The sequence below is a fragment of the Chloroflexota bacterium genome (assembly GCA_018648225.1).
GTDB lineage: Bacteria > Chloroflexota > Anaerolineae > Anaerolineales > UBA11858 > NIOZ-UU35.
The window spans coordinates 15,744-34,172 of sequence record JABGRQ010000030.1; the positions used below are offsets into that span (position 1 = coordinate 15,744).

Here is an 18,429-nt window from a genome sequence, read left to right on the forward strand (position 1 = left end):
ACTTCCAACTCAAATATGACCTTCCAACTGCACGCTCCCTTCCAACCCACAGGCGATCAGCCCGAAGCTATCGCCCAATTGATAAATGGCCTTGAAAAAGGAAATCGCAACCAGGTCTTGCTGGGCGCGACCGGAACCGGCAAAACTTTCACCATGGCGAATATCATCGCCTACTTTAACAAGCCGACCCTCATCATCGCCCACAACAAAACGCTTGTCGCCCAACTCTACGCCGAGTTCAAGGAATTCTTCCCCGAGAACGCGGTGGAATATTTCGTTTCCTACTACGACTACTACCAGCCCGAAGCCTATGTGCCGCGGCACGATCTCTACATCGAAAAAGAGACCGACATCAACGAAGAGATTGAACGCCTGCGCCTGGCGGCCACCACCGCATTGATGTCGCGCAAAGATGTCATTATTTTGGCCTCCGTTTCGTGTATCTACGGTTTGGGCAATCCGGAAGCTTACGGCAAAGTTGTCATCAATCTCGAAGTGGGCAAAAGCTGGCGGCGAACAACTTTGCTGCGCCGTCTGGTGGAGAGTCAATATTCCCGCAACGATATCGAACTTCGCCCAGGAACCTTCCGCGTGCGCGGCGATACCCTCGAAATTGCCCCCGCCTACGAAGATCGCTGGGTCTACCGCGTCAGCTTTTGGGGCGACGAAATCGAGCGCATCAGTGAAGTCGATTATCTCACCGGCGAACTGCGCCGCCAGATGGATAGTGTGGATGTCTACCCGGCCAAGCACTTCATCGCCGAGGAAGACAAAACCAAACAGGCCATCACGGATATTGAAGCCGAACTCGCAGCGCGTATCCAACACTTCAAGGATACCGAGCAACTCCTCGAGGCCCAGCGCATCGAGCAGCGCGCCCGCTACGATTTAGAGATGCTGCGCGAGGTTGGTTACTGCTCCGGCATCGAGAATTACTCGCGCCACCTTGATCAGCGCCCCGCCGGTTCCCCTCCCTGGACGTTGGTGGACTATTTCCCCGATGATTATCTGCTCATCATTGACGAATCGCACATGACTGTGCCCCAAATTCGCGGCATGTACAACGGCGATCGCGCCCGCAAGACTACCCTGATTGATTATGGCTTCCGCCTGCCCTCGGCGCTCGATAATCGCCCGCTGCAATTCGATGAGTTCAAATCTCGCATGGGCTACACCATTTACACCACGGCCACCCCCGGCCCCTATGAGATGGACGCGGCCGATCAGGTCGTTGACCAGATCATCCGCCCCACCGGGCTGGTCGACCCCGAAATTGAAATTCGCCCCATTCAGGGGCAAGTGGATGATCTGCTGGGCGAGATTCATAAACGCCTTGAAGTCGGCCAACGCGTCATTGTCACGACGCTGACCAAACGCATGTCGGAAGATTTGGCGGATTATTTAATGGAAATGGGCATCAAGGTGCATTATCTGCACTCCGAGGTGGAAACGCTTGAACGGGTGGGGATTCTGCGGGACCTGCGCCTGGGGGTGTTCGACGTGGTGGTGGGGATTAACCTGCTCCGTGAAGGGTTAGACCTCCCCGAAGTCTCGCTGGTGGCGATTCTCGATGCCGACAAAGCCGGATTTCTGCGCTCAGCCACCGCTCTCATCCAGACCATCGGCCGCGCCGCCCGCCATCTGGATGGCAAAGTTATCATGTATGCCGACAAAATCACCGACGCCATGCGCGCTGCCATTGACGAAACCAACCGCCGCCGCGAAAAACAGGTGGCTTATAACGAAGCGCACAATATCCAGCCGGTGAGCATAATCAAGGATATTCGCGACATCACCGACCGCGTGCGCGCCCATGCCATCGCCGAGCCGCAAGCCGAATATAGCGTAGATGGGGTTGCTGCGAAACTTCCGCAAGATGAAATGCGTAGCATCCTGGCCGATCTGGAGACCAGCATGAAGCAAGCCGCCCAAAACCTGGAGTTTGAGAAAGCGGCTGCGCTGCGCGATCAGATTTATGAGTTGCGAAATTTGATGGCCGAAGAAGGCGATTACAAACCCTGGGAGCGCATCAAGTTACTGGCGGGAGGAAACTAACTCGGCTTTCCACCACCCAGAGCGCGTACCAACTCCACCCCCAGCGCGGTCAGTTCATCCAGATAGTCGGGGTTAGCCAGCCCTACCGTGCGCAGCGAGAGACCCTTTGGCCCGATATGCAGCACAATCTGGCTGCCGACATTTTTTTGAGTCAGTGGGTATTTGTGCGCCCATTCAACCAGTGGTGAAATCACCCAGGTATTGAGAAGCTGCTCCGCGCGGTCTGGTTCATCCCCATAGGCCAGAAAATAAGGTTTCAGTCGCTCTGGTAGTTCAATCGGCGTGGCAGTGGCAATATCCGGGCTATCCCCCTCACCAAACCCGTAGACGAGCATGGATTGTTTGAAGAGCAGGTTGGTCGCCGATTGCAGCCAGTTGGGCAGCAAATCCTGTTCGGGGGTCTTTTGCGCCAGAAATAGAAATGAGTCTTGCAGATGAAAATCGGGGGAGCGCCAGTGACTGAGCGGCATACTACTGAAAGCCAGGGTTTCAAAGCTCCAGCGGACGCCGCGGGTGATATTTTCAATCCCTTGCTCGCCGGTAATTTCTTCCTGCTGCTGTTGAAGTTGACGCTGTAAATTTGCCGCATCAAAAGCCTGGGGTAACGTCCCCGCACCTCCCTCGCCGATGCCCACAATGGCGCGCAGTTGTTGCGCCTGCTCATCTTTGCGCTTATGCCCACTGGTATAGGCGCTGCGCAGCGGGACGATTTCGCCGTTGTGCAAGGAAATTTCTACCCGATAAGTGCGGCTGCGATCTTCACGATCCAGTTGATAACTTACCGAGATTCCGGTAATCTCCCTAAAAGCGATTTTTTGCTGTGATTTACGGATGAGTGAGTGGCGGGAGATGGTCAGCGTGCGCGTGATGCGGTCGGCGCTGACGCTCACGCTGGGCATCATCAACAAACCCAGACCGAATAACGCTAAAATGCTAATCAGAAGCCATTGTGCCGGGGCGCGGGTAAAAGAATAAACAGCTCCGGCCAGCATGGACGCGCCAAAGAGCCAGAATACAATCGGGCGGTCGTGCAAGGTGAGTTCAGAAGAAGAGTTATTCATGGGTAGAATCAGGAAAATCGGGTTGTGATTTTGAATATTCTTTCTTGGATGTCATTCCGAACGAAGTGATGAATCTCTGAAAAGCGGGGTTGTCTGCCCATGCAGATGTGGTGAATGCAGTGTGCAGGGATTTCTCGCTTTACTCGAAATGACAATTAATTCAATTGCGCTTTGTGACGTGGCCTATGTGAGAAATCGAGTATGTTCAACCTGAAAAGCATGGCATAATCAAATACACGATTCATTATAACGCCAAAATTTTATCCGTTGGCACTATTGTTGAGGAGCTTATGATGCGTAAAAAATTGAAGTGGATCATTTCGCTGGCCCTGTTGGTAATCGTATTGGCTGTGTATCTCTGGCCGGTGCCGCAGAAATCGTTCCGCGAGCTTGCCGATAAGGTTGAGCCTGAACTCACCGCGCAGTTCCTCGCCTTTCGGGATGAGCATCCGCCCCAGACTATCGAGGTGGACGGCCAGCCCTGGGAATATATCGCCTTTGGGCAGGGGGACGAGACGATTCTTTTCCTCCACGGCATGACTGGCGCGGCAGATATTTGGTGGCGTCCGATGAACGCGCTGAGTGATCGTTACCGTGTTGTGGCTGTGACCTACCCCCCGGCGGATGATCTAGCCGCCATGAGCCGCGGCGCGCTGGCGGTGCTGGATCAACTCGGAGTGGAGCAGACGAATTTGGTGGGATCCTCCCTCGGGGGGTATTTGGCCCAATATTTGGTGGCTACCCACCCCGAGCGAGTCCGCCGGGCAGTTTTCGCCAATACCTTTCCTCCCAATGAAATTATCGCCGAGAAAAACAAAACTATCGGCGCGCTGCTTCCTTACCTGCCCGAATGGTTGGTGATTGATGTGTTGCGCAGTAGTTTCTATGGCAGTGTGTATCCGGCTGCGGGCAATTCGGAGTTGGTGCTGGCCTATATGCTCGAGCAGTCGTATGGGCGTATGAGCAAGGCGCAGGTGGTGGGACGTTTTCACGGCGTGGTTGATCCCTTTACTGCGCCCGATGTTGCCGCGTTGGGCATCCCGGTGCTGATTATCGAAGCCGATAATGACCCGCTGGTGGAAGAAGCGCTGCGAGAGCAATTGAAAGCCGCGTATCCCGATGCAGAAGTTCGCATCCTGCACGCCGTGGGGCATTTCCCCTATTTGAACGCGGCGGATGATTATATTGCCTTGTTGGCCGAATTTTTTAGCCAGGAGTAATGCGAGCAAGGAGACAGTCACGGATCATGTGACTGTCTCCTGCTAACGAATATACACTCGCGGGACGCGCGTATTGATGTTGGTCAGGATTTCATAGGGGATCGTATCCGCCCATACGGCGAGATTCTCCGCGGTGATGGATTCGCTACCCATTTCGCCGATCAACACCACTTCATCGTCGTTGAAGGCGCTATCTCCCTCGATATTGACCACAATCTGATCCATCGAAATTCGCCCCACAACCGGGTAGCGCTTCCCCCCGATGAGTACCTGCGCCTTGTGCGACATGCTGCGGAAATATCCGTCGCCATAGCCTACCGGAACGGTCACGCCGCGCACTGGATGGTCGCTTTGCCAGGCAGAGCCGTATCCGACAGGATGGTTGGGCTGGATGACTTTGAAATACACCACGCGCGATTTCCAGCTCAGGGCGGGTTTCACCTGGACACTGCGTTTGACTTCCGGCGAGGGATATACGCCGTAGAGCAAAATGCCGGGGCGCACCATATCGAAGTAGGCCTCGGGCAACTGCAAAATACCCCCGGAGTTGGCCATATGCCGCAGCGGTGGCGTGGGGAGTGAACGTTTCTCGTAAACATACAAAACTTCCTGAAAGCGTTCGAGTTGTAAGTGGGCGTGACTCAGATCGGCAGCATCCGAATTGGCAAAGTGGGAAAAGATGCCCTCGATGTTGAGATGCTCACAACTCAGGCTTTTCTCCAGGAAACTTTCGGCGCTGTAATAATGCACGCCAATCCGTTCCATGCCCGTATCAATTTTCAGGTGGACTTTGGCCTTCACGCCCATTTGTGCGGCGACCTGATCAACCTGGCACAGTTTTTCAATCGAAGAAGCGGTGAGCGTCAGATCGTGTTGGATGAAATACGGAACCTGATTCCCCAGTATGCCCCCCAGGATCAGAATTGGGGTGCGGATGCCATGTTCGCGCAACAGAATTCCTTCTTCCAGAACAGCTACGCCAAAATAGTCTGCGCCGAGTGTTTCGAGATGTTGGGCGACTTCGACAATGCCGTGCCCGTAAGCATTGGCTTTGAGAATGGGCATAATTTTTGCCGGGGCGGTCTTTTGCCGGATGGCGCGAAAATTCTCGCTCAGACGGCCTAGGTTAACCTCAACCAAGGTCGGGCGTACTACGCCGTTGGTGCTGATGGTGGGGGAGTTTGTAGCTTGCATAAGGTATCTCTTTCTAATTTTCCATCCGCTGCCGGGCAGCCTGGGGATCAAAAAGCAGCATTCCTGCGCCTTCGATATGGATGAGTAATTGACGATCGCGAATCGGGATAGCCCAGGTCGTTAGGGGATTATTGTTGCGGCTGCCGCTCTGAAAAATGCGCAGCATTTCGCCGTTGTTTGGGTCAATCCAAAAAACACTAATCTCGTTGTAGCTTCCTGCCGCGCCGTTAGTGGGGGCGAACAAGGCATAGATTTCACCATTCAGCGTGAATATTTCCGGTGTGCCTTCAACCAGCCCGGAGATCGAATATTCCCAGACCAGGCTTCCATTGGCGTTTAGGGAAAGCAGGCGGCGGTCATGGGTATCGGTGTGGGCCAGCAACAGGCCTCCATTGGATAACCCCAACGCGGCGCGCTGATTGGCGAATCCGGCGGATAGGGTGTAGACGTGCTGGGCGGTGCGCTGTTCAATATCAAGGCGATAAATGCCATCTGCGGCATAGAGCCACAACTGGTTGCCCGCGGCGACGGGGATGCCCGTTGGGGCTTCTTCCCAGATGACCGCGCCTTCGGCGTTGCCAGCCCACAAGGTGGTATTCGTGGTGAAGATGAGCGTATCCTTGAAGTGAATCCAGTTCGTGATGCCGGTAGCGTCGGGTTCTCGCCACATGGTTTCGCCCGTTGTCGAGATGGCGGTCATGCCGCCTTGCGCGTCGCTGACGAGAATGCCGCCGCCGGGCAGGGGCATCAGGCTGAGTTGCAGCGCCGACGAAAGCTCGCGCTCCCAGACGAGAAGCGGTTCGGTATTCATTTGATACGCTCGGAGTTGGTTTGGCAATTCCACGGCATAGAGCCAGTTTCCCGCCGTGTCTGTTTGCACCTGTTTGAGTACTTCATCAAAACTCAAAGACCAAATTTGCGTCCCATTTTCCAAATCCAGCCCCACCAATTGATCGCCTTCGGCCAATATCAGTTGATTTTCGTCCAGCACGTATACAAATTGGCTGCTTTCATCGGTTGAACGATACCATTGTGTGCCCGGAGAGACCTGCAGGCGATAGGCGGCGATGGTCTGTGAGGGGGGCAACCAACCTGATTGGGCCGGATCCGTAGACCAGTAGCCGCCGCCGGGGGTATAGGGCAAATGGGCGCGGATTTCGAAATGCAGGTGTGGCGGGGTGCGTGGGCGGCCAATTTGCCCGATAATTTGACCGCGCGTAATACAATCGCCGGGGTTCAGGGTAACACTGGGTGGGTCAAGGTGTCCGTAAAACGAGAGCACTTTGCGTCCATTGGGGAAAGTATGCCGCACAATCACTACGCCCTTATCGGCGCCCCATCCTTCAGATTCAGCATAGGTGACTTCGCCGTGGCCGATGGCATACACGGGTTGGCCGAAGTTATCACCGTCAACGAAACGCCAGTCTTCTCCGGCGTGGAACTTGTCATAGCGTTCGCGGTAGCGCCCAAAATCTCGCCCGCCAGAAGCAGTTGCACCGTCAGGCGGGTCAAGGGGATAGTCAAAGGTGTCTACCCATCCACAGGCCGCGCCAGACTGAAAAGCGGGATCAAAAAGTGTGTATGCGCGCGGCGAACCTTCCACAGCGAAGGGCTGGGCGGTTGGTGTCGGCGTCGGTGTTGGGCTGGGGGTTACGGTCAGTGTTGGTACAGGCGTCAGAGATGGGGTGCTGCTGATGGCGGGGACCGTCAGCGTTTCAGGTCGAGTTACTTGCGTGCGTGTACAGGCGTTGATGACGAAGAGTAACACGCCGAACCAAAAGATACGAATAAGAAGGGTAGTGCAGCGTTGTTGATTTGACATGAAAATGAAGAAATGCTAAAGGTTAATCTTGCAGCCATCAAGAGTAGGAACGAATGACTCAAATAACACGAATACCTGGGTGAATTTCAGGCAAAATTCGTGCTAAAAATTTATATCGCCACAAATTGATTGTGGAACGCAATCCACTGCGGTAATACTTCTGCCAGTAGTTCTTTGGGCGGTAAAAATGCAATTCGCAGGTGGTATGTGCCTTCTTTTTGCCCAAATCCGGAGCCGTTGACCGTCACCAGCCCGGTCTCTTCGAGCAACGCCATGCAATAGTCATAGTCGTTTTTGCCCGCGGGCAGTTTGTTCAGCCGCGGGAAAAGATACATCGCCCCGGTTTTGCCAAAACACTCCACGCCATCCATTTGATTAAAAGCAGAGCGGATCAGGGTGGCTTTTTCATGCAGTTCGGCCAGAATTTTCTCTCTCTCTTGGGTAAAAAGCCGGTGTGGGCGGCTGCCCTGCTCGGGGGGGCTGACCATGAGATAGGTCAGGATTTGCCCCGCGGTGTTGGCGCATAAACTAACCGAAGCCTGCTTAAGTAGCAGATCGATAAAATTCAGGTTGGTGCCTGCCACCTGGGGGGGATTACGCACCTCAAGATACCCACCGCGATGGCCGCACTCGCCGAAGAAACCCTTCGAGATGCTGTGCAGGCTGAAGAGCGGCACAGTAGCCGCGCCCAGGGCTTTGGCAAACGAGATGAACTCGCCGCCATACACATTGTCTTGATAAACTTCGTCGGCAATGATGGCAAGATGATGTGCTTTGGCGAAATCAATCACATCGGCAATACTCTGCGCGTCCAAAATGGCTCCGGTCGGGTTGCCAGGGTTGATAACCACCATCGCTTTGACATTCACGCCATCGCTTTGCGCTTTTTCGAGCGAGGCTTCCAGTTCGGCGCGGCTCAGGGTCCAATCGTTGTCCTCATCCGGGTAGTAATTAACCTGCACCCCGCCGAACAGCTTGATGCTGGCCGAGTAAAGCGGATATTGCGGGATAGGAATCATAATCCCATCGTTTTTCTCCGCAATCAACAGGTTGAGTACGCGCTTGGCGGCATCGCTGGCCCCATCGGTGAGGAAGATATGCTCAGTGTTGGTGCGTAGCTCGCCGGTATGATCATCGCGCTGGTCTATAAATTTGGCAATCGCCTCACGGATGAAGCGAAAACCCTTGCTCTCGGTATAGGCCCCGGTTCCGGTGCGGCTTTGCGCGAGAATTTTCTCGCTGATGCCAAGCACATACTCCGAGATGAAATCGTCTTCTTTGAGCTGGCTGTGCGGCGTTTCCTCAAATAAATCTTTAATCTGTCGTTCGCGCGCAATTTTCGATGGTTCTTCGACCAAACTGAGTACCTGACGGTAATAGGTTAAAGGCGATTGCCCCAATGCTTGCGGATTACCAATATTGCAGGGGATGATATTCTGCCCCTGTTGTTGCATTGCCGCGGCGCGCTGCGGAATTGGCCCGCGTACAGCATATTCCATCTCGAGGATATTGCGATTAACGATTACCTGTGATTGTGACGAACTCATAGCCGAAAAACTCCTGTGGGGGAATAGTGTTGTTTACAATGCTATTAAGTATACTTGATGCGCCTGGAAATGATTTCCGAATATCGGTTGTCTTGGGTGGTACCACAGTAGGGATTGTAATTAGAGTTAGTGTGTGCATAATGTCTACATATCGTCTTGAGCCATAAAGGAGCCTTAAGTGATTACAAAGCGTATCTGGAAACTGTTCGTCATCATTTCGTATTTAATGATGGTTGCCACCCCGGTTTTTGCCGGTAGTGGGCTGCCCGATGTGATCGATCCGGAGCCTGTTTCTGGCACTAGAGAAGGTTTAGGTCCCTTTGATAATGCTTTTTACAGTCCTGGCCCGGGTTTTAATGTTGGCGATTTAGAAGTAACTTCTTACGATAAAAGGGATAGGGTGACAATTCCATACCCATTGAACGCTTCCCGCTTTTTGGCAATGTGTCCAATTGACGCTTATCTTCCCAATGGTGAAGATGATGTTTCCTGGTCTTGTACGTGGGAGTTTGATAATACCCGGCAGCAAGCTACTTTTACTTTATCGTCAAATTATGATAGCGGAAATAATACGCAAATAGGCGCAACGGCAATACTTATCAGCCTGGATGATTTTGATTTGGTTGACTATGCTGAATTTACCATAACCAACAATAGTAATGGAGTCTATGCCCTTGATTATTCACCTGGTGATGCGATTGTTATTGCGGTGAATATCTATGAAACCAATACCGATGATGATTTTTCCTTCTCGATCTATCCAAATGATTCAACCAGCGCATTTGACTATAAAGTAAATGCCTGGAATGGGAATGATGGCAGTTATATTAAGGGACAAATAGCGGTTTTTAAGCCTCTTGGCGATGCGTTGATCGCGATTGATGCTGTTAATCTGTACAATAATAACAGCATCGAAAACTATTTTGATTTGCCTTCGGCGGGTCGGACGGCATATTTTGCGAGCATCTACAGCTATGTTACCAATGACGATGATGATTTTTACGCCTTATCAGCAATGGATCCCTATGGATACCAATTAGCCGAAACTGGCCACGGCAATAATGGTAGCAACGCTGCTATTGAATTTGTTATGCTAAAACGCTGATCTACTTGCGTTACTTGACCCAAAAGACCTCCGATGAAAAAAAATCGGGGGTCTTTTGGGTTGCCTTCATCAAATCTACATACCGTCTTCATCAGATTTGCACATCCATGCGATATGCTGTATTTCGGTGCGTTATAATCAATCAATAACAAATCACAACTTTCCAACCTGTAGACTTTCAACCCCTGGACATGCCCAAAATTCTGATTATCGAAGATGAACCCGAACTGGTCAAAGTGCTGCGCTCCTATTTGGAGAAATCCAACTTTGACGTGATTACTGCTTACCGCGGCGATAGCGGCCTGACCGCCTGGGAGCAGCAAAAGCCCGATCTGGTGCTGCTTGATCTCAACCTGCCCGGTATGGATGGCCTGGATGTAGCGCGTGAAATTCGCCGCAAGGCCGATACCCCGATCATCATGCTGACGGCGCGCGTCGAAGAGATGGATCAACTCATCGGATTGGAGTTGGGCGCCGATGATTACATCGCCAAACCCTATTCACCGCGGCTGGTGGTTGCCAAAGTGCGGGCTGTGTTACGCCGCGCGGTAGCAGAACCCATCCCGAGCCAGGTGCTGACCGTCGCCGATATTCAAATTGACCTCGATGCGCATACTGTTCATCAGGCCGGGATTCCCATCGAACTCACCCCCACCGAATTTGATCTTCTGGTTGCTCTGGTCGCCCAGCCGGGGCGCGCCTATTCGCGTATGCAATTACTCGAAGCTTCGCAAGGTGCAGCCTACGAGGGCTACGAGCGCACCATTGATGCTCATATTAAAAACTTGCGCGCCAAGCTGGAGCCTGACCCAAAAGCCCCGCGCTATATTGAAACTGTGTTTGGGGTGGGGTATCGTTTTGCGAGGCAATAAATAAACCATGCGTCTGCGCCTCATCCTTTCCTTTGCTCTTGTTGTGCTCATTGCCACGCTCAGCCTGGTGGTGATTGTGCGCCTGAATACCGCCGAGGCTGTGCGCAACTTTATGTTTCGCGGCGGCGCGGCGGGGGTTGCCCCACTCGTGGAAGATTTGGAAAGCTATTATCAGGAAATGGGAAGTTGGCAGGGGGTGGGTAGAACCATCAGCGCCACGCAGCACGGCAACTCTGGCCGCGGCGCGGGAGCCGGGCAGCCAAGCGCGGGCAATAATGCCAGCGGCGGCAGCCAGAACCTGCATTTGCGCTTGCTCGACTCTGATGGCAATGTGATTTTTGATACCGATGGTAATTGGGCCAACGAAACCGCCACCAGTGAAGAAATGCAGCGCGCGATTCCCCTGCACCATAAATTTCAAACCGTCGGCTATTTGCTGACCGAGGGCGGGGCGCAGTTCACGACTGACAACGAGACTCAACTCGTTGAGCAGTTGAATCGCGCTGCGCTGATCGCTGCGCTGATCGCGGGTGGCGTGGCCTTGCTGCTGGCCTTGCTGCTGGCGCATAGCCTGCTGCGCCCCGTGCGCGATCTCACCCACGCGGCTGCCGACATGGCTGATGGCGATCTGAGTCAGCGTGTTGAACTGCAGGGCGCGGACGAATGGGTTACACTTGGGCAGGCCTTCAACCACATGGCTGCCTCTTTAGAGCAGGCCGAAGACCGCCGCCGTGCCCTCACCGCTGATATTGCCCACGAGTTGCGCACCCCCCTGGCCGTGCAGCGCGCCCATCTCGAAGCCCTGCAGGATGGCATTTACGAACTCACGCAGGAAAACTTGTTACCCATCGAAGCGCAAACGCATATTCTCACGCGTTTGGTGGATGATTTACGAACCCTGGCTCTGGCGGATTCCGGCCAATTGGCGCTGGAACGCGTCCCGGTGGATTTCTCTGCCCTGGTAGAGCGCGTAGTGAATCGTTTTCAGCCCCAGGCAGGCGCGCAGCAAACCGGGTTGGCGCTCACCCTCGATGTGGATTCAGTGCATTTCGCCGTTGATCCGCAGCGCATCGAGCAGATTATTAATAATTTACTGAGCAACGCCCTGCGCTATGCCGCCGGGGGTAGTATCCGCGTGAGATTGGCACGCACCCCCGAGCGAGTCACGCTTAGCGTTCACGACTCTGGCCCTGGCATCCCCGAAAATTCGCTGCCACATATTTTTGAGCGTTTCTATAAAACCGAAAAATCCCGCCGCAGCGCATACGGTTCCACTGGGCTGGGGCTTTCGATTGCTCGCAAGCTGGCTCAGGCGCACGGCGGCGATTTATCAGCTGCCAATCACCCACAAGGTGGCGCATTATTTACATTGGAATTACCGCTTTAGGGGTACAATATGGGGCGTGTGCCATTATTTTTGACTTACGCAAAACGATGAACAATATACCGAAAATAGGGATGTGTGGGGTGTTTCGCACCTCACACATCCCTATTTTCGGGCTTTCTTTTGCGAAAGTGCGTAAGTCCTGTTTTTTTTAGCAAATTGGAGCGCAATATATGTCCCCTTTCAAAGTCCTTATATCCGATAAATTAGATACCCGCGGCGCAGAAATTTTGCAAGCCGCCGCCGATGTTGACAATCAGCCGGGTATCACTCCCGACGAATTATTGCAAGTTATCGGGGCATATGATGCCCTGGTGGTACGCGGCCGCACGAAGGTTACTGCGGCAGTAATTGAGGCAGGTAAAAACCTGAAAGTTGTCGGGCGCGCCGGTGTGGGCGTCGATAATATTGATCTCGCCGCGGCGCAATCGGGTAGTGTGACTGTGGTCAACTCACCCACGGCGACGACGATTGCCGTGGCCGAACAAACCCTGGCGATGATGCTTGGGTTAATACGGCATTTGCCGCGCGCCGATCATGCCATGAAATCGGGCCGTTGGGAAAAGAAAGCCCTGGTGGGAACGGAGCTGGCGGGCAAGGTTTTGGGTGTGATTGGCCTGGGGAATATTGGTGCGGCTGTAGCGCAGCGCGCTGCCGCCTTTGGTATGCAAATTATTGCTTTTGACCCCTTCTTCTCCGGTGATGAAATCCGCCAGCGCGGAGCAGAACCAGTGGAACTCCCCGAGATTTACGCTCGCGCCGATCTAATTACTTTGCACGTACCACTGACACCGAAAACTCGCAATTTGATTGGTGGGCAAGCGTTTGCGCAAATGAAGCGCGGGGTGCGTTTGGTGTGTACGGCGCGCGGTGGTGTAATTGACGAGACCGCTCTGCTCTCGGCGCTGGAAGCCGGTCAGGTGGCGGGCGCGGCCCTGGATGTTTTTGCCGAGGAGCCCCCCGGACTGACCGCGCTGGTGGCGCATCCGCAGGTGATCGCCGCGCCGCACCTCGGCGCGCAAACCGCGGAGGCTCAAATCCGCGCTGCAGTGGATATTGCCGGTGAAGTGTTAGCCGCCCTGAAAGATGAACCCCTGCGTTGGAAAATTGTATAGATCATATAATCGAGAAAACGGAGGGGTGATACTATTGCCCCTCCGTTTTCTCGGGATTTTTTACCCCAAGAGGAGTCTTCATGGAGAAAAAACTAGCAAAATTCAAGCAAACCGTTGCAGAAATATTTGATATCTATGCCGCAGCGATGGTGCTGGAGTGGGATCAGCAAGTTAATATGCCGCCGGGGGGCGCCGAGCAGCGCGGCAACCAGATTGCGACGCTGCAGGGTTTGGTCCACTCGAAAACTACATCGAAAAAATTTGGCAAACGCCTTGAAAAATTGAGTAAATACGCCGAAGAACTGGACCCCGATTCGGATGATGCGCGCCTGATCCAAAACGTCCAAAAATTTTATGATACCCATGCCAAAGTAACTCCTGAATATACCGCAAAATTTTATAAAACCGTTGCTCTGGCTTACAGCGCCTGGGAAGAAGCGCGCGCCGAATCTGATTTTGGCAAATTCCAGCCCTATCTGGAAGAAATCGTTGATCTGCGCCGCCAATATGCCGAGTTTTTTGCGCCGTATGAGCATGTCTATGATCCGCTATTGGACGTGTATGAACCCGATATGAAAACTGCCGAAGTGCAGGCGATTTTCGATCAGTTGCGGCCACAGCAGGTGAAATTGATCAAAGCGATTGCTGATCGCCCGCAGGTTGATTCAACGTTCTTGCATCTTGACTATGATGAGCAAAAGCAGTGGGATTTTGGCGTAGAAATTATCACAAAATATGGCTACGACTGGAAGCGCGGCCGCCAGGATAAATCGGCGCACCCCTTCACAACCGGCTTTAGCGTCAACGATGTACGCATCACTACCCGCGTCGATAAGAATTACATCCCAACGGCGCTCTTTGGCACGTTACATGAGTGTGGTCACGCCCTTTATGGCATGGGCACCAATCCGGCTTTCGAGCGCACCCCGATGATGGATGGCGCCTCAATGGCCGTACACGAATCACAATCGCGCACCTATGAGAATCTGGTCGGGCGCTCAATGCCTTTTTGGGAGCATTTCTACCCGCGCTTGCAGGAGCTTTTCCCATCACAATTGGGCAATGTGGATTTAGGCACCTTCTATAAAGGCATCAACTATGTGGAGCCTTCGCTGATTCGTGTAGAAGCCGATGAAGCCACCTACAACCTGCATATTATGCTGCGTCTGGAGTTAGAAATTGCCCTGATGGAAGGTTCGCTGGCCGTCAAGGATTTGCCTGCAGCCTGGAACAGCCGCATGGAAGAATATTTCGGCCTTACTCCGCCCAATGATGCTCAGGGCGTATTGCAAGATGTGCACTGGTCGTGCGGCTATTTTGGCTACTTCCCCACCTACGCGCTGGGCAATCTGATTTCGGCGCAATTGTGGGAAAAACTCAGCCAGGAGATGCCCGACATCGACGATCAGATGCGCCGCGGTGAGTTTGCCAATCTCACCGAGTGGATGCGTTCCAATATCCATGTGCATGGCAAGAAATACAAACCGCAAGAATTGGTACAGCGCGTCACCGGCTCGAAGATTGACCCCGCGCCGTATCTGCGCTATCTCACCACCAAATACAGCGAAATTTACGGCTTGTAGTGGTCTTGATATGTCATTCTGAGGAGCGAAGCGACGAAGAATCCCTGCCAAGTTATCATGGATTCTTCGACCCCTACGGGGTCTCAGAATGACCTAATAGGAGCAGCCTCGTCCGATTTTCGCCGGGGCTGCTTTTTTTGTTCACACACCTTTGAGTGTAGCCCCCCCTCTGCGGGGCGGACCCGCTCAAAATCCACGTTTGAATTTCTCCTTCATGGTAGAATCGTAAATATTTAACCAAACTATCACAGGTGGATTATGGCGCGTGTTCTGTTTGTGGATGACGATCAACTTACCCTTGAAACGTACGAAAAAATCGTTTCCTATTTTGGGCATCAGGCAATTGTGGCCGATTGCGGTATGGGGGCCATAGAATTGGCGCGAAATAATTCAGTCGATTTGATTATTGTGGATCATAATTTGCCCGACATGAATGGATTTGAGCTGCTCGAACATTTGCGCTCCAATGAAACCGCTCTTGAAATCCCTATGGTGATGGTTTCTGCCAGCCATGATGTTTTTGCCAACCGGGCGCTGGCTGCAGGGGCGCAGGCGTATCACGCGAAGCCACTGTTGACCAAAGATCTCTTGGATATCATTGAAGAATATACATCGGGGTAACGATGCGTAGACGCGGATTACCGATGTTATGGGCGCTGATTGTATTAACCGCGTGTAGCCTGGGGGAACAGAATGCACTGCCCACTTTGATTCCCGCCGAATATTTGCCAACTGTGATTGCCATGACAGCCGCCGCGCTGCCTACGCACACGCCCCCGCCCGTGCAAATAGCGCCGCCAACGGTGATGCCCATAACACCTACGATCAATGCTCCTACTGTGGCTGTGGAAACATCACTCCCCGCTGTGATTCAGATTCCTGAAGCCGAAATTCAAATTGTGCGGCCAGGGGCGCTCTCGAAAATTGTTTCGCCAATGTTGATGTCGATTTATGTCATCCCAGGGGCGGAGCGGAAAGCGACGGTGGAATTGTGGGGCGAGGATGGACGCCTGATTTATCGGCGCATTTTCACTTTTACGAATGTAAACGACCGCACGCAAATTTATGAGGAAATTAACTTTGAAATTGCGGGCGCGGCTGAAACAGCGCGTTTGGTTGCCAGCACGCACGATGAATATGGACGCGTCTTGTCGCTGGCTTCAACGCCAATAATTTTGCTGGCTGCGGGCGAAGAAGATTTATATGCCGTGAATGATGTCATGGCCCCGATTCTGATTCAAAGCCCCTTGGAAAATGTGCTCATCCAGGGGACGGCCTTGCTGGTCTCGGGGGTGGCGCGCACACTTGATGATGAGCCTTTACTCGTCGAGTTGGTTGCTGCCGATGGGCGCGTGTTGGGTTCGCGTTTGGCTGGCTTTAGCCATTTTGAGCCGGGCAGGCACAATCTTTTTACCGTAGAAGTGCCTTTTGGGGTTTCAGTGCCAACCTGGGTACGCGTCATCGCTTCTGAGCGCAGCGGCGATGAAATTTCGCCGTTGAATAGTTCTTCGGTTGAGGTATTGCTCAGTCCTTGACAAATCGGACAAACCCGGTAGAATTTATATCAGAATTTTGATAATTATTCTGCGAATCCAGACCTCCGATTTTAGCAATTTTGTCACCGTAGAAATTGTTTTGCTGTGACAACTCCGTTTGCTAAAAGTGGTTTTGGCAGAAATCTCGGAGGTCTTTTGGAGTAATATTATGATTTCATATTGCATCTGTATGGGGCGGGGTTCGTAGCGCTACCTTCCTCGTCACAGTATAACGATTTTTTACGGCCAATAGACTGACGAAGGGTAGTCGCGACCCCGCAAGCTCAAAGTATCCAACTTTGCAGCAGCGAGTCCGCTGCCCTTTTCTTTTTGTCTTTTGGCCGTTTTTTTATAGGAATGAGTGATTAGGAGACAGGTAATCAGATTGTTGCCTTTTCGCTTTTTGGAGAATAAAACGTGTTTACACAAAAAACTGTACAGGAATCTACCCCCTTGAATGCCCTGGTTCCTGATTACCAAATACTGAAGCCTCAAATTGGTACTATGGAGGGAATGCCGTTAATCCAGGCTGTGGGCAACACCCCGTTGCTGCCTTTGCGCCGCGTTGCCAGCCACATTTCCCCCGATGTCAAAATTTACGCCAAAGCCGAGTGGTTCAACCCTGGTGGCTCGGTCAAAGATCGCCCGGCTTTTAATATCATCCGCTCAGCACTCTTCGAGGGTCATTTGCTGCCAGGAATGCGCCTGCTCGATTCGACATCGGGCAATATGGGCATTGCCTACGCCACTTTCGGCGCGGCGCTGGATATCAAAGTTACGCTGGCGATGCCCAGCAATGCCAGCCCCGAGCGTTTGGCTATTCTGAGGGCGCTGGGCGCCGAAATCGTCTTCACCGACCCGCTGGAAGGCTCTGATGGGGCTATTCGCGTGGCGCGCCAGATGGCAGCCGAGCAGCCAGCGATATACTTCTACGCCAATCAATACGATAACCCTGCTAACTGGCAGGCGCATTATCACAGCACCGGCCCTGAGATTGTTGCCCAAACCTCGGGCGCAGTCACCCATTTTGTAGCCGGGTTAGGCACATCCGGCACTCTCACCGGGGCGGGCAGCTATCTCAGGGAGTATAATCCCCACATTCAGATCATTGCTGCGCAACCCGATTCCCCCTTCCACGGGCTGGAGGGCCTCAAGCACATGCCCACCGCCATTCAGCCGGGCATCTTTGATTCCGCGATGCCCGATCAAACGCTCGAAATCCCCACCGAGTCAGCCCATGAAATGGTGCGGCGGCTGGCGCGTGAAGAAGGCTATTTTGTAGGCATCTCCTCCGGCGCGGCAGCCGTGGCGGCGCTTAAAGTTGCCGAACAACTTGACTCTGGCATGGTTGTGACCGTCTTTCCCGATGCGGGATACAAATATTTGAGCGATGAAACTTTATGGATTGAAAGTTAAAGGTTGCAGATTCAACCTTCAACTTTCAACCTCTAACCAGTAATTAATATGACACTAGAAATTACAAAAACTCTATTGGATAAAATTGCCGCCCATCTGGAATCGGCCCACCCCGAAGAGGGCGCCGGTTTTCTGTTGGGACGCGCGGACGCGGCCCGGCGCGTGGTGACTGCCATTTTGGCTTTGCCCAACTCCGGGGCGGATGTTGTCCGTCATAACCGCTACTTGCTGACCCCGCAAGATATGCTGCGCGCCGAAGACGAAGCCGAGCGCCTGGGGCTGGATATAATCGGTGTATTTCACTCGCACCCCGACTGCCCGAATGTACCCTCCGAGTTCGACCGTGAATGGGCTATGCCCTGGTTCTCGTACATTATCACTCGCGTGGATGCCGGGCGCGCGGTTAGTTCGCGCTCGTGGCGGTTGAGTGATGATCGTTCACACTTTAGCGAAGAAGAAATTTTAGGTTCTATGGGAACTGAGGGGGTATACCCAGATGTGGGGGTGAAGTAGAATGGCA

15 protein-coding genes are annotated in these 18,429 nt (G+C 53.1%); 11 read left to right on the forward strand and 4 right to left on the reverse strand.

Going from position 1 to position 18,429, the window contains the following annotated elements; all coding sequences use genetic code 11:
* The first annotated feature begins 15 nt into the window (after positions 1–15).
* Positions 16–2,055, forward strand: a complete 2,040-nt coding sequence (gene uvrB, locus HN413_01345) for an excinuclease ABC subunit UvrB (GenBank protein ID MBT3389035.1) — start codon at positions 16–18, stop codon at positions 2,053–2,055.
* Here the strand turns inward: uvrB and HN413_01350 are convergent.
* Entirely contained in the window at positions 2,052–3,116 is a 1,065-nt protein-coding gene (locus HN413_01350; GenBank protein MBT3389036.1) for a hypothetical protein, read from the reverse strand. The genes uvrB and HN413_01350 overlap by 4 nt on opposite strands.
* A 293-nt stretch (positions 3,117–3,409) precedes the next feature.
* On the opposite strand from HN413_01350, the gene HN413_01355 reads away from it, so the two are divergent.
* On the forward strand, positions 3,410–4,336 hold the full coding sequence (locus HN413_01355) for an alpha/beta hydrolase (GenBank protein ID MBT3389037.1): 927 nt from the start codon (positions 3,410–3,412) through the stop codon (positions 4,334–4,336).
* A gap of 42 nt (positions 4,337–4,378) precedes the next feature.
* Here the strand turns inward: HN413_01355 and alr are convergent, their stop codons facing one another.
* The 3 genes from alr to HN413_01370 all read right to left on the reverse strand — a co-directional run bounded on the left by alr (position 4,379) and on the right by HN413_01370 (position 8,899).
* The gene (gene alr / locus HN413_01360; GenBank protein MBT3389038.1) at positions 4,379–5,530 is read right to left on the reverse strand and encodes an alanine racemase; all 1,152 of its coding nucleotides are present in this window, start codon (positions 5,528–5,530) and stop codon (positions 4,379–4,381) included.
* Between the two features lie 13 nt (positions 5,531–5,543).
* Positions 5,544–7,352, reverse strand: coding sequence for a peptidoglycan DD-metalloendopeptidase family protein (locus HN413_01365; GenBank protein MBT3389039.1), 1,809 nt, complete (start codon positions 7,350–7,352; stop codon positions 5,544–5,546).
* A gap of 110 nt (positions 7,353–7,462) precedes the next feature.
* Positions 7,463–8,899 carry an aminotransferase class I/II-fold pyridoxal phosphate-dependent enzyme gene (locus tag HN413_01370; GenBank protein MBT3389040.1) on the reverse strand — a complete coding sequence of 479 codons (1,437 nt, stop codon included), beginning with the start codon at positions 8,897–8,899 and terminating at the stop codon, positions 7,463–7,465.
* A 178-nt stretch (positions 8,900–9,077) separates the two neighbouring features.
* Between HN413_01370 and HN413_01375 the strand changes: the two genes are divergently transcribed.
* From HN413_01375 to HN413_01415, 9 genes are all read left to right on the forward strand, one after another.
* On the forward strand, positions 9,078–10,004 hold the full coding sequence (locus HN413_01375) for a hypothetical protein (GenBank protein ID MBT3389041.1): 927 nt from the start codon (positions 9,078–9,080) through the stop codon (positions 10,002–10,004).
* Positions 10,005–10,195: 191 nt separating this feature from the next.
* The gene (locus HN413_01380) at positions 10,196–10,876 is read left to right on the forward strand and encodes a response regulator transcription factor (GenBank protein ID MBT3389042.1); all 681 of its coding nucleotides are present in this window, start codon (positions 10,196–10,198) and stop codon (positions 10,874–10,876) included.
* A gap of 7 nt (positions 10,877–10,883) precedes the next feature.
* A complete protein-coding gene (locus HN413_01385) occupies positions 10,884–12,263 on the forward strand; it encodes a HAMP domain-containing protein (protein MBT3389043.1) in 1,380 nt (459 codons plus the stop codon).
* Between the two features lie 170 nt (positions 12,264–12,433).
* Positions 12,434–13,375, forward strand: a complete 942-nt coding sequence (locus HN413_01390) for a hypothetical protein (GenBank protein MBT3389044.1) — start codon at positions 12,434–12,436, stop codon at positions 13,373–13,375.
* Positions 13,376–13,455: 80 nt separating this feature from the next.
* Complete coding sequence (locus HN413_01395; protein ID MBT3389045.1) at positions 13,456–14,958, forward strand: carboxypeptidase M32; 1,503 nt, start codon at positions 13,456–13,458, stop codon at positions 14,956–14,958.
* Between the two features lie 258 nt (positions 14,959–15,216).
* Positions 15,217–15,579, forward strand: coding sequence for a response regulator (locus HN413_01400; GenBank protein ID MBT3389046.1), 363 nt, complete (start codon positions 15,217–15,219; stop codon positions 15,577–15,579).
* Positions 15,580–15,581: 2 nt separating this feature from the next.
* Positions 15,582–16,493 (forward strand): hypothetical protein, encoded by a 912-nt coding sequence (locus HN413_01405; GenBank protein MBT3389047.1) that lies wholly within the window; start codon positions 15,582–15,584, stop codon positions 16,491–16,493.
* 504 nt (positions 16,494–16,997) lie between these two features.
* Positions 16,998–17,909 (forward strand): cysteine synthase family protein, encoded by a 912-nt coding sequence (locus tag HN413_01410; protein MBT3389048.1) that lies wholly within the window; start codon positions 16,998–17,000, stop codon positions 17,907–17,909.
* Positions 17,910–17,957: 48 nt separating this feature from the next.
* Positions 17,958–18,422, forward strand: coding sequence for a M67 family metallopeptidase (locus tag HN413_01415; GenBank protein ID MBT3389049.1), 465 nt, complete (start codon positions 17,958–17,960; stop codon positions 18,420–18,422).
* Positions 18,423–18,429: the final 7 nt, after the last annotated feature.

Excerpts from the sequence above, each read along its gene's own strand:
- uvrB (MBT3389035.1), top strand. The coding sequence starts at position 16 with ATGACCTTCCAACTGCACGCTCCCTTCCAACCCACAGGCGATCAGCCC.
- HN413_01390 (MBT3389044.1), top strand. The coding sequence starts at position 12,434 with ATGTCCCCTTTCAAAGTCCTTATATCCGATAAATTAGATACCCGCGGC.
- HN413_01410 (MBT3389048.1), top strand. The coding sequence starts at position 16,998 with ATGGAGGGAATGCCGTTAATCCAGGCTGTGGGCAACACCCCGTTGCTG.
- HN413_01395 (MBT3389045.1), top strand. The coding sequence starts at position 13,456 with ATGGAGAAAAAACTAGCAAAATTCAAGCAAACCGTTGCAGAAATATTT.
- alr (MBT3389038.1), bottom strand. The coding sequence starts at position 5,530 with ATGCAAGCTACAAACTCCCCCACCATCAGCACCAACGGCGTAGTACGC.
- HN413_01370 (MBT3389040.1), bottom strand. The coding sequence starts at position 8,899 with ATGAGTTCGTCACAATCACAGGTAATCGTTAATCGCAATATCCTCGAG.
- HN413_01415 (MBT3389049.1), top strand. The coding sequence starts at position 17,958 with ATGACACTAGAAATTACAAAAACTCTATTGGATAAAATTGCCGCCCAT.
- HN413_01405 (MBT3389047.1), top strand. The coding sequence starts at position 15,582 with ATGCGTAGACGCGGATTACCGATGTTATGGGCGCTGATTGTATTAACC.
- HN413_01400 (MBT3389046.1), top strand. The coding sequence starts at position 15,217 with ATGGCGCGTGTTCTGTTTGTGGATGACGATCAACTTACCCTTGAAACG.
- HN413_01365 (MBT3389039.1), bottom strand. The coding sequence starts at position 7,352 with ATGTCAAATCAACAACGCTGCACTACCCTTCTTATTCGTATCTTTTGG.
- HN413_01380 (MBT3389042.1), top strand. The coding sequence starts at position 10,196 with ATGCCCAAAATTCTGATTATCGAAGATGAACCCGAACTGGTCAAAGTG.
- HN413_01385 (MBT3389043.1), top strand. The coding sequence starts at position 10,884 with ATGCGTCTGCGCCTCATCCTTTCCTTTGCTCTTGTTGTGCTCATTGCC.
- HN413_01355 (MBT3389037.1), top strand. The coding sequence starts at position 3,410 with ATGCGTAAAAAATTGAAGTGGATCATTTCGCTGGCCCTGTTGGTAATC.
- HN413_01350 (MBT3389036.1), bottom strand. The coding sequence starts at position 3,116 with ATGAATAACTCTTCTTCTGAACTCACCTTGCACGACCGCCCGATTGTA.